Below are 14,538 nucleotides of genomic sequence, written 5' to 3' on the forward strand. Positions count from 1 at the left end.
CATGGGGGATTTCTACCAGAATGGTGTTATCACGACCTTACACAACCTGAGCAAACGGCCACTGCATGAGCTGGAGGATGAACTGGTTCAGTTCTCAGCGCAGCGCTCCATGTGCCTGATCCTGCCTTCGCTGTTTTCTGAACTGGAGGGTGAAGCACTCCCACGGATTGTCGATCATCTCACCAATGTGCCGTACCTGAACGAGGTAGTGATCGGGCTCGACCGCGCCGACGAAGCCCAGTACCGACATGCCCTCGAATTCTTTTCCCGCCTGCCCCAGAGGCATCATGTTCTGTGGAACGATGGTCCCAGATTGCGGAATATCGATGCCATGCTGCAGGAAAAAGGCCTGGCACCACAGGAACCCGGCAAGGGACGCAATGTCTGGTACTGTCTGGGCTTCGTACAATCTGCCAGCCGCAGCGAAGCCATCGGCCTGCATGACTGTGATATTGTCACCTACGACCGGGAGCTGCTGGCGCGCCTGATGTACCCGATCGCCAATCCCAACTTCAGTTACGAGTTCTGCAAGGGGTATTACGCGAGAGTAGCCGATGGCAGCATCAATGGGCGGGCCTGCCGTCTTCTGGTGACACCCCTGATCAGGGCACTTAAGAACATGCTCGGCCCCATGGCCTATCTGGACTACATGGACAGCTTTCGCTACCCACTGGCCGGCGAATTTTTTTTCCGTCGGGACGTGGTTGCCGACCTGCGCATTCCCTCGGACTGGGGCCTGGAAATAGGCGTTCTGTCAGAAATGGAGCGCAATTATTCGACTAATCGTATCTGCCAGGTGGATATCGCCGACACCTATGACCACAAGCACCAGGACCTGTCAATCGACGACGAGACAGCAGGCCTGTCCCGCATGTCCATCGACATTGCCAAGGCACTGTTTCGCAAGCTGGCAACCTACGGGGTAGTCCTTTCCAGTGAAACGTTCCGTTCTCTGAAGGCCAACTATTTCCGCATCGCCCTCGACTTTGTCGAAACCTACCGCAACGACGCCCAGATGAATGGCCTGAGCATCGATATTCACAAGGAGGAGCAGGCGGTTGAGCTGTTCGCCAGAAACATAGTGACTGCCGGCGAACGATTCCTCGACAATCCGATGGAAACGCCGTTCATCCCCAGCTGGAACCGGGTCCGCAGTGCGGTACCTGATATTTTCGAACAGATCCATCATGCCGTCCGACAGGACAACAAGGATTTTTCTCCCTGACTTTTTAGTGGGAAGTTACCCCCAATATGAAAGACGCCACCCTTCAAGCACTGGAACACCGGGTACTGAATCACCTCAAGGCGATTTATCCCGAAGCCGACCACAACGCGCTGACGCTGGACTGCCTCCGGCTGATGAGACTGGACAGAGAATGCCAACCACCCCGCAGACAGTTGGAGAAATGGGATCAGCAGGATGCCTTCGTGATTGTATACGGCGATACGTTTGTGGAGCCCTCCCAGCACCCCCTGCATGTACTCCACCAGTTTCTCGATGACTACGTGAAGGACAGCATAAACTCCGTCCATATCCTGCCGTTTTTTCCCTACAGCAGCGATGACGGATTCGCCGTCGTCGATAACAAGACCGTCAATCCGTCCCTGGGCGATTGGGCAGACATACAGGATATAGCGGAGAAATACCGGGTTATGGCCGATGTGGTCATCAACCACTGCTCACAGGAAAACCAATGGTTCAGGAATTTTATCGACTGTGTCGATCCCGGCAGGGACTACTTTTTCACTGCGTCGCCGCAGGACGATCTGTCCCTGGTTGTCAGGCCCAGGACCAGTGAGCTGCTGAAAAAGGTAGAAACCCCTGAAGGCGATAGGCATGTTTGGTGTACGTTTGGACACGACCAGGTGGACTTCGATTTTTCCAACCCGCAGGTACTCCTGGAGTTCATCAAAATAATCCGCCTGTACCTGGACAACGGCGTGTCCTGCTTCCGGCTCGATGCCGTCGCCTTTATCTGGAAGGAGATCGGCACCAACTGCCTGAACCTGCCGCAGACTCACGAGATCGTGCGACTGCTGCGTGCCCTCATAGAGCATGCCGAACCCAGCGCCATCATCATAACTGAAACCAATATTCCAAAACGGGAAAACCTGACCTACTTTGGCAATGCCAACGAGGCCCATGCCATCTATAACTTTTCCCTGCCGCCATTGCTGGTTTATACATTGCTGTCCGGGGATTGCGGCTATCTGAAGTCATGGCTGATGACCATGCCACCTGCACAGCTGGGTACTTTCTATTTCAATTTCATTGCCTCCCACGACGGTATCGGGTTGCGACCCGCAGAGGGCCTGCTGACCGATACGGAGATCGAAGCACTGCTCAATACCATGCTGCGTTATGGCGGTGAGATTTCCTGGCGCGCACTGTCCGGCATCGAAAAGAGACCCTATGAGATCAATATCAGCCTATTCGATGCCTTGAAGGGCACCCTGCGGGGAGAGGATCAATTCCAGTTTCAACGTTTCATCAGCGCCCACACCATCATGCTCGCCCTGGAGGGTATACCGGCTTTCTACGTACAGAGCCTGCTGGCCACCGGTAACAATCAGGACCGCTACGCCCGCACCGGGCACAAACGTCATCTCAACCGCTCCCAGTGGCCTTATGCAGAACTCAAGCGCCTGCTCGCCGACCCGGAGTCGGTCCACGCACGGGTGCTGAAGGAATTGAAACGCCTGATGACTATTCGCTCCAGGCAAGCGGCTTTTCATCCCAATGCCACACAGTTCACGCTGCACATGGGTTCGCGTATATTCGCCTTCTGGCGCCAGAGTATTCAGCGGGAACAGAGCATTTTCTGTCTGAACAACATCAGCGACCAACCCTGCCAGCTCGATCTGGCGGAAGTCAATCTGATCGACACGGAGAACTGGGGAGACCTGATCACCGGTAAGATGCTCGACAGCCATCTCGACGTTATCGAATTGGCACCCTATCAGACCGTATGGCTGACCAACCGGCTGTATGCCTGAAAAAGGGCCGGTGGCTGGAATAAGTGGCGAACTAGGAGCGGGATGATTGGGGCCAGAATACTTGGGGGAGAAGGGGACACTCACAGCTTAACAACTTAACCAAAACCCGTTGAAGACAAACAGATAGTTTTGTTGTGTAAGAAATTGTCAGGTGTTGAGTGTCACCAAATACCGATCAGGGCAGCTTATTAAGTTGTTAAGCTGTGAGTGTCCCCCTCTCCCGTCTGGAGCAGGAGCTGTCAGCACGCCTATGCCCGGTATCGCTTCCAGCCGCTCTCTGATCGTTGTTTGCGTGCCAGCTCTTCAACTGCCCTTCCAAACGCTGTACTCGCTCTATCAACTGGTCATGTTCTGCCTTAAGCTCCGCTAACATGGCACGCATGTGATTACTCAGAGCAACCCGCATGTTGGCGAGCATGGTGCAGATGCAGCACAGCTTGTTGTTCCGGACTCTTTGGCGCTACGAAGCGCATCGAGGGTCGTTGCACCGCTTCGCAGATCGCCTCGGCGTCATTACGATCATTCTTACTCTACTTCAGGTAGGGCTTCACAAAGGCCGGCGCCATCATCCGAACGTGATGCCCAAGCTCTGTCAATACCCTGTTCCAATAGTGTGAACCACCGCATGCCTCCATGCCGATCAGGCAGGGTGGAAGCTTCGCAAAAAAATTTCGCAGTTTCGCGCGAGACAGCTTTTTGCGAAGCACCACTTTGCCATCCTCATCTATCGCGTGTACCTGAAAAACATTCTTAGCCAAATCCAAACCAATCACGCTCATCTTGTTCATGGATACCGTCCACTCTGTTAGTTGATTGTTAACGCTTCAACTATGGCACTTTGATGCCGACTTGGGGAGGGCGGTGTCCATTTCATCTGATTAAGTACCAGCGCGTTGAGGTAATTAGTCAGAGGTACCCTGAGGCGTTCCTGCCCCTGATTGATCAGATTAAACGGGTGTTCCACTGCCGTGATCACCCGTTCTATTCCGGTGAAGGCGCCGCTGTCCAGCGCACCCACCAGGTTATTCCGGTGGGCACGGTCGTCAGGCGCTTGCGCAGACAGCCTGTGGCGGATAGAGGAACACCTGTACCTCGAAGGATTCGAGCACATCGGAACCAGGGATTACCGATAGACCTGAAAAACGACCATCGCGCGTCGTCTCATCAGTTCGACGATACTTACAAAATCAGGAAACTCAATCAATTATCCTGCTTGCAACCGTTAGGCCAGCGGAATATATCCCAGTCCCGTTTCCACTAACTCGGCCAGTCCTATATTGAGTTGATTGATCGGATGTTCTGCCGCCAAAATACACAATTCCACCTGGGTGAATTCGCCTCTGTCCATTGGATCCACCAGGTTATTCAGGTCAGTCTGCGAGGGTGCCTCGCCGATCAGATTATTGAACAGCATATTGACGACATCGGCGTTGCTGCGGTCCAGCCCCAGTACTACGTCAAGTGCCGCCTCCATCAGAATCTCGAAGCTGAATTCCGGCTGGTCCAGTATGTTCAGGCCGATTCCGACGAATTCCGGGTTGTACCAGTCTTCCTTGCCGATCACCGCACCCAGCAGCTTCGCCACCTGTCCAGCGTGTCCGTCAATGTCGAATGCCACTGACAGGTCGCTGAATTGCACCCGCTCCACGTCAATCAGCAGATCGTTTCCGTCGGCGGCCGGGCCAGTCACGGCAATCTGCTCACCGTCCCTGACCAGTGTGTAATTCGAGATACCCTCAGCGCCATAGAGGGCTCCATCGTAGACCACGGTATCGATGTCTTCGTCGCCCTGGAGGGTATCATCACCTCCTTGACCACGCAGGGTATCGCGCCCTTCCAGTCCAAGAATCGTGTCATCCCGGTCGCCACCGCTCAGTGAGTCGGGCCCTGCTGTTCCCTGAATGAGATCACCGTCATTGTTGACTGGGTCTGTTGGATCACTGCTTACACTCTCGGCATTACCCTGCCCGTCTGTGTAAAAGGCGACAACGGTCAGTGCCTTGCCTTTGTCCCCTAGAACCGGCTTGTAGAGCGCGCTGGTCGAGCCACTGATTGCGATTCCGTCGGCGTACCACTGGTAACTGATTGGACCCAGCTCATCGGTATCTGCCAGGTTGTTGATGGCGGTCAGCTCGCCATCTACCGTCGCTTCGCCGAGAATGGTCACAGTACCGGTGGGTTCATTGTTGAATCCGATGACTGGGTTGGTAGCCGCGCTGGAAACACTTTCCTCATTGCCTTGCCCGTCCGTGTAGCTGGCGGTTACGGTGATGCTCTTGCCCACATCTGCCTGGGTCAGCACATAGTTGGGGCCGGTGCTGAGGGGGGTTGTAGAGCCGAGGGCAAACCAGGTATAGGTAATCGGGCCCAGCCCGTCTTCATCACTGAGGGAGTCTGAAGCGGTGAGTGTCTGGCCTAGCTCCAGCGTGCCTGCTATCAGGACCGAACCTACGGGCCCGTTATTCCCGCTATTCCCGCTGGTAACTGGCGACGTCGGGGGGCTGGAAACACTTTCCTCATTGCCTTGCCCGTCCGTGTAGCTGGCGGTTACGGTGATGATCTTGCCCACTTCGGCCTGGGTCAGCACATAGTTGGGGCCGGTGCTGAGGGGGGTTGTAGAGCCGAGGGCAAACCAGGTATAGGTAATCGGCCCCAGCCCGTCTTCGTCACTGAGGGAGTTTGAAGCAGTGAGTGTCTGGCCTAGCTCCAGTGTGCCTGTCACCTGGACCGAACCTACGGGCCCATTATTCCCGTTTATCGCGTCGGTTACTGACGAAGTCGGGTCGCTGGAAACACTTTCGCCAGTGCCTTGCCCGTCCGTGTAGCTGGCGGTTACGGTGATGGTCTTGCCCACTTCGGCCTGGGTAAGCCTGTAGGTGGCAGCCGTCGCACCGTCAATGTCTACACCGCTGGCTTTCCACTGGTAGCTGAATGCACCCAGCCCATCGGGGTCAGCTAATCCGGAGGTGTCCGCGGTCAGAACCTGGCCATTGGCTGGCGTGCCGTTAACAACAACGGAGCCAGTGGGCGCGTCGTTGATATTGGCGACGCTGGACGTAGCGCCACTCGTCACGTTTTCATTAAAGCCGCCACCATCCTGGTAACTGATTGTGACGGTAATGGCCTTGCCCACTTCGGCCTGGGTAAGTGTGTAGGTGGCTGCCGTCGCACCGCCAATGTTTGCACCGTTGGCTTTCCACTGGTAGCTGAACGTGCCCAGCCCATCCGGATCACCGAGTGCGCTCGTGTCCGCGGTCAGCGTCTGGTCTTCGGTTGGCGTGCCGGTAATCGAGACAGCGCCGGTGGGCGATCCATTGACAGCGGCGGTTGCGGCGCTGGTGACAGACTCCCCTGCGCCTTGCTGGTCGGTGTAGCTGGCAGTGACCGTAATGATCTTGCCCACCTCGCCCTGGGTCAGCTGGTAACTGGCGCTACCTGCCCCCGGGATCGGCGTGCCGTCGGCATTCCACTGGTAAGTGACGGTGCCCAGCCCGTCTTCATCGGTCAGATTGTTGGAAGCGGTCAGGGTTTCGCCCTGGCTGACGATGCCCGAGATGGTGACGTTGCCAGCAGGGTCGTCGTTGACGTTGATGACAGAGGATGTGGCGCCACTTGTCACGCTTTCATTGGTGCCACCACCATCCTGGTAACTGACTGTCACGGTGATGGTCTTGCCTACTTCGGCCTGGGTAAGCGTGTAGGTGGAAGCGGTTGCACCGCCAATGTTTGCACCGTTGGCTTTCCACTGGTAGCTGAACGCGCCCAGCCCATCAGGATCACCCACCCCGCTGGCGTCCGCGGTCAGCGTCTGGTCCTCGGTGGCGGTGCCGGAAATGGTTACGGAGCCGGTAGGTTCGGCGTTCGGGGGTGTGTTTCCTGTTGGAACCTCAAGCAGAACGTCTGCCTGGCTAATCCCATCAAGAAAAAGATTGTCAATAAGCAGGTCCTCAGAGGGACCTGCGCTAGTGATATTAAATTTAAAAGTAATTAGAGAATCCCCAAACGATGTCCAATTCGTAGGGAAAATAATTCCATTTACTCCGACTGTCCCTGATGCAGCCTGAGCTTCATTTGTGAACCCTGAAAATCCGCTGGCCAGGGTCATTGAGCCTGGGATAAACGCTAACTTGGCGGGGTCAAAGATCAATTCAAGATCAAAGCTACCAATACCATCTGAACCAGGATCTGCCGCGGGATCTAGTAGCAGGCCATAAGTTGCTTGAGTGGCGTTGCTTGAAATTTCGGAGATCGTAAAGCTCATCTGGTCTTCCTCTTGTTGCTGCTTGCCTGTAAATAGTGTGGATTCATTGTCTGGTTTGCCCGGTGATTTGATTCCGTCATGTGAATAATTTTTCGTTTACCTGTTCTTTTACCCGTGAGACAGGCAAGAGATGTCGACTAGGCCCTGGGCAATCCCGGTGTTGGGTTTAACACCCTCAAACCGGGCTAAAACTGTCATTGACATCGCCGATCAGTACGCCAATCAGGGAAATCTCAGTATCTGCAGCGGCGCCAGTCCAGATCGCGCCGGATTGATAACTGACATCCTGTCGGCTGATGCCAGTCAGATCCGCATTGCTGTCGACGAACGTCCATTCCGTGTCGAGCGCGTCGGATAATCCCACCGCGTAACGCAAAATCTCCAGGGCATCCTGGGCGCCTACCCGACCGTCGCGATTAAAGTCCGCGGCGATGTAGTCGAAGGCGTCAGCTGTCCCTTGTGTGGTCTGAAGTCCCACTGCCAGGCGCAACGCCTCCAGTGCATCCTGCGCTCCAATCGCTCGGGAACTGTTCTCAAAGTCCAGCTGGCCACCCACCAGACCGGTGCTACCGGCGGCGATAGTGCCACTGTAATCACCTGTGCCGAGCTGTTGCAGGATGGTGTCATCCAGGGATTGATCGGCTACAGCGCGTCCTCCCACCGAGGCGGCGGTCAGGGAGGCGCCGGCCTCCCCCTGCTGGTAAAACGTGGCCAGGACTGCTTCGGTGCCCGCCGCCAGGTGATCCGAGCCGTTGCCGGCACCCGAAGCGGTCACTGTGACGGTAGTGGGATTGACGCTGTTAAGCTGAACAGTCCAGCCAGCCAGCGTGTCAGTGAGGGTGGGGTCTATCAGCGGTGAGGTGCTGCTGAGCTGGAATTCCAGCGTGCCGGACTGCAGGGCAGGGCGGGCGACCAGTTCATAGGCTACCTGATCGGCGCTCAGCTCGGTCGGGCGCAGAAACAGCTCCTCACCGTTGTCATATTCCATCATCGCGAGAGTCGGCAACAGGGGTACGCCGTTTGGATTGGCGACAGAGGCCGTGAGCAGAAATTCTCCACCCAATGAAAGCGACAGCTGCTGGCCCTGGATGCTGAATTCCGAGCCGTCCTGAAACTGGGATTCCCATACCACCACCAGGTTGCCATCGGGCAGCGCCGCTACGGAAGGAAATCGCTGGTCGAAGCTGGTTTCAGTATTGATCTGAAACTCGGTACCCGCCCGGCTTCCGTCGGCGGCGTAGCGCTGGCCGAAAACGCCGACACCGGAACCGTCCTGGTTATTGGAGCCCCAGGTGACTATCCAGCCACCGTCGCTCAGTCCGGTCACCGAAGGGAAGTTCTGCTCGGCATCCGTGGTGGAGTTAACCAGGAACTCGGCGCCTGATTTGGCGCCGCCTGCCGCATAACGTTGCCCATAAATCCCGAAGCTGGACCCGTCCTGCCCCTCGGAGCCCCAGGTAACCACCCAGCCGTTATCGGTCAGGGGAGCAACCGACTGGAACCACTGGTTGGCGCTCGTATAGGTATTGATCCGGAACTCCGCACCGATCGCCGCGCCGGCGGAATCGTAGCGGCGACCGTAAATACCGAAATCACTGCCGTCCTGGCCATTTGATATCCAGGTGGCTATCCAGCCGCCGCCGGCCAGGGCAGCCAGCGAGGGATACCATTGATCGAGGTCGGTGTAGGTGTTGATTTGAAATTCCTGCCCGACGGTGTTGCCGTTTTCGTCGAAGCGCTGGGCATATATTCCCTGCCGGGAACCGTCCTGGGTCAGATTGTCCGAATCCCAGGCTACCAGCCAGCCGCCGTCGGCCAGGCCGATGACGTTCGGATTGACCTGATCCCCGTCGGTGGCGGTGTTGATGATGAATTCGGTGCCCACGGTATTGCCGGCGGCGTTGTATCGTTGGCCATAGATGCCAAACTCGTCGCTATCGGCAGACATCCAGGTGACCACCCAGCCACCGTCATTCAAGGCATCAATAGCCGGGAAGCCCTGGTCGGCAGCGGTGGTGGTATTGATCCGGAATTCAGCTCCGAGGGTGCCGCCATTGGCGGCATAGCGTTGACCGTAAATGCCCGTGCCATCGCCATCCTGGCCGTTGGACATCCAGACCACGACCCAGCCGCCGCCAGCCAGGGCAACGACCGAGGGCAGGGTCTGAGACGAAGCTGTGTAGGTATTGACCTGGAACTCCGAATTCAACAGCTTTGCCATGCGAAACTCTCCAGATTCATCTCAATCAAGGTTGGCCCTCTTCTTCTCATATTCTTCTGGTTGGTTATACTTTCTATCAACAAAAAATCTTGCGCGCGAGCGAAGCAGACATTGATCCGATAGCCAATAGTCCCAACTGGCACACCACAATTTGGAAACTAGCTTCACAGTTGGCTTAAAGCATAGCGACGCCGGTTGCGAGCGTCCATCTCATCAATCACAATTTAACAACTTAAACCCGACTAATTAGGTTGTTTAGTTGTGAGCGGCCTCCTTAGTTTGTCGTCGAGCTTCCACAATGAGCTAGGTGTCAGTTTTTCTGACACTGAACCTGTGCGCTGGGCGAGATCTGTAAAATTTACTTTACAGACCTCTCAGTAAGTTAAATCTAAAATCTGCTAAGCCTCTGAAAGAAAAGCATATATTTTTAAGACACAAATATTGCTCGAATTAGCCCCTACTTGTCCCGCTGATTCAATAGCACTCTTTAGGAACACTAAAATGGCAAACCAAGTCCAAACTCTGTTAACAGGTTTGCTTTTTTCCTTCGTCTTTTCGTCAAATGTTCCAGCTGTTCCTCTCACAGGTTCTGGTGATTTCGCACGGCTTGGAACCTCGGTGGCAGAACGCCCAGAGCTTGCAGGAACCATTATTGAAGACTTGTCTGTAGATTTCTCGTTTACCGGCACCGAAGGACAGTCTTTAACAGGCTGAGCTCAAAGCTTATAGGTGAATTAATAAGGTATCTCCAAAGTAGGTTGCTGTCCAGTTTGGTGAGTAGACGGCGGACTGAGAGTCACAAACTGAGAGTCACAATAAGCCCAATATCAGTCAGAATCTTTGTGAAATCAGCCGTTTTCCACTAGCAATCAGGCTATTCCTCGCGCTTAAATACCACATCTACTTTCAGCAGGCCGGGCCAGGTGGGTGGAGATCGCCCGGGTAACGATCCCCAGCACCCGGCTCATCAGCTCCGGGTAGGCGGCAAACAGGAGGCGCAGCGGGAACGGGACCGTCAGCACCTGCTGGCGGATCGGTCGGGCCGGCAGTACTTCGTCCACCAGCAGGGCGGCGCTTTCCACCATGCGACGGGCGCCGCAGCTGGGTCAGAAGCCTCTTCTCTTACAGGAGAAGGCCACCAGTTTCTTGGGGTGGCCGCTTTCGCAGCGCACCCGCAGGAAGCCGTGTTCCTGGCGGCCGCACTTCAGGTAGTCGGTGAACTCCTGTTGCTCATGGTCAGGCAAAGCTCTGCTTTCGGCTTCCAGGTGGGCGAGGAGCACGGTATGCTTTTCACCACGATTGATGCGGCTATTCTAACTTCCTCCGCAGCCCAACCTGGATGCAGCACCCCGTCACCGTGCAGCTTGTCAGTACGTATTGTGATGCTGCAGCGCGCGTGATAACCTTCACCGGCTAATAGTCTGAAATCGTCAGAAAGTGTCAGGTTTATTTACAATTTGACGCCCTATACTACCGCCCTTACCGGGAAAGCAGACCCAAACCTTAAGATATCAATATCAATATCAATATGATAGATATCCGCTTACTTTCTTGGCTTAAAAATTGCGTATTTAACCTTACTAACAAATAGCAATTTGGACTTTTTGGAGAAAATTTGAACATAGCGGAATTCGGGTGCCCCGAAAGGTCGTTAGTGGAGATGGTCAAGGTCGTGGTGACCCATGGGCTGGTCAAAATGACTAAGTGGAATTCAAAAGGATTAAGTGGAAATGAAGCCTGAACAGATCGAAGAGGCACGCATTGAACGGAGCGGCGATGAGGTACAGACGCCTTCCCGCCGAAAGTTCTTGCGCACGTCCTCCGCAACGGCACTGGTAACCAGCCTGGCGTCGCAGCCGGTGTGGGCCGCCTGCTCCGCTGGCTCTGCCGCATCAGACGCGAGTCAGGACGACTCCTGTGCGATTCCCAGAGCAGCGGTTCAATCTCCAGACTTCTGGACTCAGACCATTTATGTTGGAGGAGCTGAAAGAAGCTTTTTTTCGGACAGAAGAAGCATCCCCGGAGTCAACAGCTACTTAGGGCCCGCGATCATCGGTTTTCCTTCGGTGAAGAGTACTGATGCTGCGAGGTTACGCAGCTATATTCAGGACGTAATGACCAGCAACTCTTACTCGATACACCCGACATCCGAAACGGCGCTGACGCAGGTGACCACTATAGCCAATGCCCTGGGAACTTTCGGCCGTGACCAGCACCTGGCCGCCATCTGGCTTAATGCTTACTTCGGATTCTTCGACAACACACTCCTCCCGGGACGGTCCAATCCTACCCCTCAGGACTGGGTGGAACATTTCTACGCTTTGTCTGAAATTGGCGGTGACGACGTGTTCAGGGCCGTGTACAGTAGTGCAGCCACCACCGCGTGGACCCTGCCCCGCGACTATTCCGTTCGTCCTTGAGCCGGGCTGAGGCCCGCATGAGGACCCGCTTTCGATTTTCTGGGGAACAGGCCAGCTTTTTCGCCAGGGACGGGAGCGGCGTCGCGACACGCTGCGAACAATCTGGCGAAACTCATTTCCTCCACATAGACCCCGCCGGTTTCAGCGAACTCCTGTCCAGCCCAGATTTCGGTATTAATGACCTGCTCGAAATTCTGAAACTCAGCGATGAGAACGAGGCTGAACAATTCGCCGAGAAACTGCTCTCCCTGGGTATCATTGATACAATCGGCTGATGTCTTTCATTAATAGCGGCCAGTTCCTGTTTGAACTACAACACTACCCGGATTTTGTCCTTGGGCCACTTCAAGCCATGTATGGTGATCAGCCCAAGGAAGCATTAACCGGACCGGTAGATTTTCGCGTTTCCTTGCGCTGTGACTCCCTGGTCAGGCGTTTTCTCCGCCCCCAGATCACCTTCTACAGCGATCAGCGGACCCCGTTCAAACCCGTTGCACGATCCCAGGCCTTCCCGATTCTTGAGTGGGGCATGAACTGGTGCATTGCCGCCTTCGATCACACGCGACTCATCGTGCACGCCGCCGTGCTTGAGAAAGACGGCCGGGCTGTAATATTCCCCGCCGCACCGGGCTCGGGTAAGAGTACGCTCAGTGCCTATATGGCCTTCAATGGATGGAACCTCTTTTCCGACGAAATGGCCATCATAGACTTCGCCAGTGGTGAAGTCGCACCACTGTTCCGACCCATGTGCCTGAAGAACGAGTCGATTACGCTGGTCAGGAAATGGTTTCCCGATGCAATCATGACCAAGATTGCGCGGGACACACAGAAAGGTGATGTCGCCCACCTTAAGGCGCTAACCTGGCAACAGTATCAATCTCTTCGCAGCGCCACCATCACTGGCATTGTCTTTCCAAAGTACCGCCCAAACGCCGAACTGGCAGCCCACAAGATGCAGCAACTTGAAGCATTCCAGCAACTGTGCAGCCATGCGTTCAACTATAACGTTGTCGGGCGAGCGGGGTTCGACCTCATTGGTACGCTCATCCACGATACGCAACAGTACACTATCACCTATAGCGACCTTGACGAGGTCAACGGTTTCCTGACGGGGGAATTCGGTTCATGACACGAAGAAACCGCTTCGTGCAATTAACCAGGCTGATTCGTGAACCAGCAAGTGGCACAAGTATTGACGATGAGGCGTGGGTGGACCTCATACACCTTCTACGCGCCAGCGACCTGTTGGGAACCCTGTATTATCTCGCTGACACCGAGGGTGTACTCGAGAACTACTCCCCCTATGCCCGTCGACATCTGAAGTCCATGCGAGCATTTTCAGATCGACAGGCGCGTCAGGCACTCTATGAGTGTACCGAAATTGATGTACAACTAGCCTCCGAGGGTATCAAGCCCGTATTTCTCAAAGGGGCCGGATATACCCTGAGAGGCAGTCGCAACGGTTTCGGCCGGATCTACTCTGACATCGATGCGCTGGTCCACCGGGAAGACATATACCGAGCGCAGGCAGCGCTTAAGCGTGATGCCTGGTACAGCCCGCCAATTACCGACTACGACGAGCGCTACTACCGCAAATGGGCCCATGAAATTCCGCCCATGAAACACCTGTTCCGCCGCACCGTCATCGACCTGCACCACAACATCGTACCGCCCATCAGTGGCCGGGCGCCCAATATCAGCAGCCTGCTCGAAGACCTGGTGACCACAAAGGATGGGTTGCATGTCCTGTCCCCTCCCGCCGCAACTCTGCACAGTATGGTGCACCTGTTTACCAATGAGGATTTCACCAACGGATTCCGCGACCTGGTGGATCTGTACCTGCTGATGGAAGAATATGGAGACGAGTCGTATTGGCGGGACCTGCTAGCACTGGCCAGGCGCACCGGGTTCGTCTCTGAACTGGTATTCGCAATTGCTTCACTTGAGCTGGTGTTAGAATATCAGGTACCGGAATACGTAGGGAGGGAATTGAAAGAAAGTGCAGGAAAGCAGGCGCGGGGCTTTTGGACGACAAAAGTATTCAGCCGGGCGCTGCGGCCGCACCACCCGCTGTTGTGTGGGCCGGTCGAGCACTGCGCCATTCAGCTTACCTACCTGCGGGGTCACTGGATCAAGATGCCCTTTCCTGTATTAGCCGGACATCTCACGGTGAAAGCAGGAATGGGTTTATGGGCCAAATTGTTTGGCGAGCAGCATGCTAAACAGCCATTGGTTGTGCCGACTGATAACGCTGATACCGATAGAGCCTGACCTACTCCCCCTATTGAACGTTCGCCAGCGGGCCATCGTGCCCCGCAGAGCTCAACTTCCTTCTGGAGTATCACCCTTGGCGAACGCGCAAGAATCCAGGCAGAATCAGTCCGAGACCGAAAAGTACCAATTTTGCAGGTGCTGGTAACGTGGCCGAACCACCCGCCCCGATCACGATCTGAATGCCGGTGTGTGTTACAGCTTTGTGACATCCCGCTTAAACCGTCCCAGGCAGTTGCGATAAGTGACTTACCTGGTTAGGCTTTTCCCTTGAATGAGCTGGAATACCGTTCCAGACAATGAGGCGCGAAGTGCAGATCAATGTCTTCGAACAGGGTGTGACGGAAACCAACCTCGATGAATTCCTC

At 55.3% G+C, this 14,538-nt stretch carries 10 protein-coding genes and 2 pseudogenes; 7 read left to right on the forward strand and 5 right to left on the reverse strand.

Annotated features, from left to right (window positions below; all coding sequences use genetic code 11):
* Position 1: 1 nt before the first annotated feature.
* Both R3F50_00800 and R3F50_00805 read left to right on the forward strand, forming a co-directional pair.
* Positions 2-1,225 carry a glycosyl transferase gene (locus R3F50_00800; protein ID MEZ5488844.1) on the forward strand — a complete coding sequence of 408 codons (1,224 nt, stop codon included), beginning with the start codon at positions 2-4 and terminating at the stop codon, positions 1,223-1,225.
* A 26-nt stretch (positions 1,226-1,251) separates the two neighbouring features.
* The gene (locus tag R3F50_00805; protein ID MEZ5488845.1) at positions 1,252-2,997 is read left to right on the forward strand and encodes an alpha-amylase family glycosyl hydrolase; all 1,746 of its coding nucleotides are present in this window, start codon (positions 1,252-1,254) and stop codon (positions 2,995-2,997) included.
* Positions 2,998-3,404: 407 nt separating this feature from the next.
* On the opposite strand, the pseudogene R3F50_00810 reads toward R3F50_00805, so the two are convergent.
* The 4 genes and pseudogenes from R3F50_00810 to R3F50_00825 form a co-directional block, all read right to left on the reverse strand.
* A pseudogene (locus tag R3F50_00810) lies at positions 3,405-3,785 on the reverse strand (IS110 family transposase).
* A 17-nt stretch (positions 3,786-3,802) separates the two neighbouring features.
* Positions 3,803-4,015, reverse strand: coding sequence for a hypothetical protein (locus R3F50_00815; protein MEZ5488846.1), 213 nt, complete (start codon positions 4,013-4,015; stop codon positions 3,803-3,805).
* 204 nt (positions 4,016-4,219) lie between these two features.
* Positions 4,220-7,258: a hypothetical protein gene (locus tag R3F50_00820; GenBank protein MEZ5488847.1), complete on the reverse strand. Its 3,039-nt coding sequence runs from the start codon at positions 7,256-7,258 to the stop codon at positions 4,220-4,222.
* A gap of 175 nt (positions 7,259-7,433) precedes the next feature.
* A complete protein-coding gene (locus R3F50_00825) occupies positions 7,434-9,479 on the reverse strand; it encodes a hypothetical protein (protein ID MEZ5488848.1) in 2,046 nt (681 codons plus the stop codon).
* Between the two features lie 501 nt (positions 9,480-9,980).
* Here R3F50_00825 and R3F50_00830 point away from each other — a divergent pair.
* Positions 9,981-10,193: a hypothetical protein gene (locus R3F50_00830; GenBank protein MEZ5488849.1), complete on the forward strand. Its 213-nt coding sequence runs from the start codon at positions 9,981-9,983 to the stop codon at positions 10,191-10,193.
* Between the two features lie 194 nt (positions 10,194-10,387).
* Here the strand turns inward: R3F50_00830 and R3F50_00835 are convergent.
* A pseudogene (locus tag R3F50_00835) lies at positions 10,388-10,735 on the reverse strand (transposase zinc-binding domain-containing protein).
* Between the two features lie 474 nt (positions 10,736-11,209).
* On the opposite strand from R3F50_00835, the gene R3F50_00840 reads away from it, so the two are divergent.
* From R3F50_00840 to R3F50_00855, 4 genes are read left to right on the forward strand one after another with little or no spacing between them, the layout of a single operon-like run.
* Complete coding sequence (locus R3F50_00840; GenBank protein MEZ5488850.1) at positions 11,210-11,899, forward strand: twin-arginine translocation signal domain-containing protein; 690 nt, start codon at positions 11,210-11,212, stop codon at positions 11,897-11,899.
* Positions 11,900-11,916: 17 nt separating this feature from the next.
* A complete protein-coding gene (locus tag R3F50_00845; GenBank protein MEZ5488851.1) occupies positions 11,917-12,174 on the forward strand; it encodes a hypothetical protein in 258 nt (85 codons plus the stop codon).
* Positions 12,174-13,028: an HprK-related kinase A gene (locus tag R3F50_00850; GenBank protein MEZ5488852.1), complete on the forward strand. Its 855-nt coding sequence runs from the start codon at positions 12,174-12,176 to the stop codon at positions 13,026-13,028. Before R3F50_00845 ends, R3F50_00850 begins: the two co-directional genes overlap by 1 nt.
* Positions 13,025-14,170, forward strand: a complete 1,146-nt coding sequence (locus R3F50_00855) for a nucleotidyltransferase family protein (GenBank protein ID MEZ5488853.1) — start codon at positions 13,025-13,027, stop codon at positions 14,168-14,170. Before R3F50_00850 ends, R3F50_00855 begins: the two co-directional genes overlap by 4 nt.
* Positions 14,171-14,538 lie beyond the last annotated feature (368 nt).

It is taken from the genome of Gammaproteobacteria bacterium, from assembly GCA_041395725.1.
In the GTDB taxonomy this organism is placed as follows: Bacteria; Pseudomonadota; Gammaproteobacteria; order Pseudomonadales; family Pseudohongiellaceae; genus NORP240.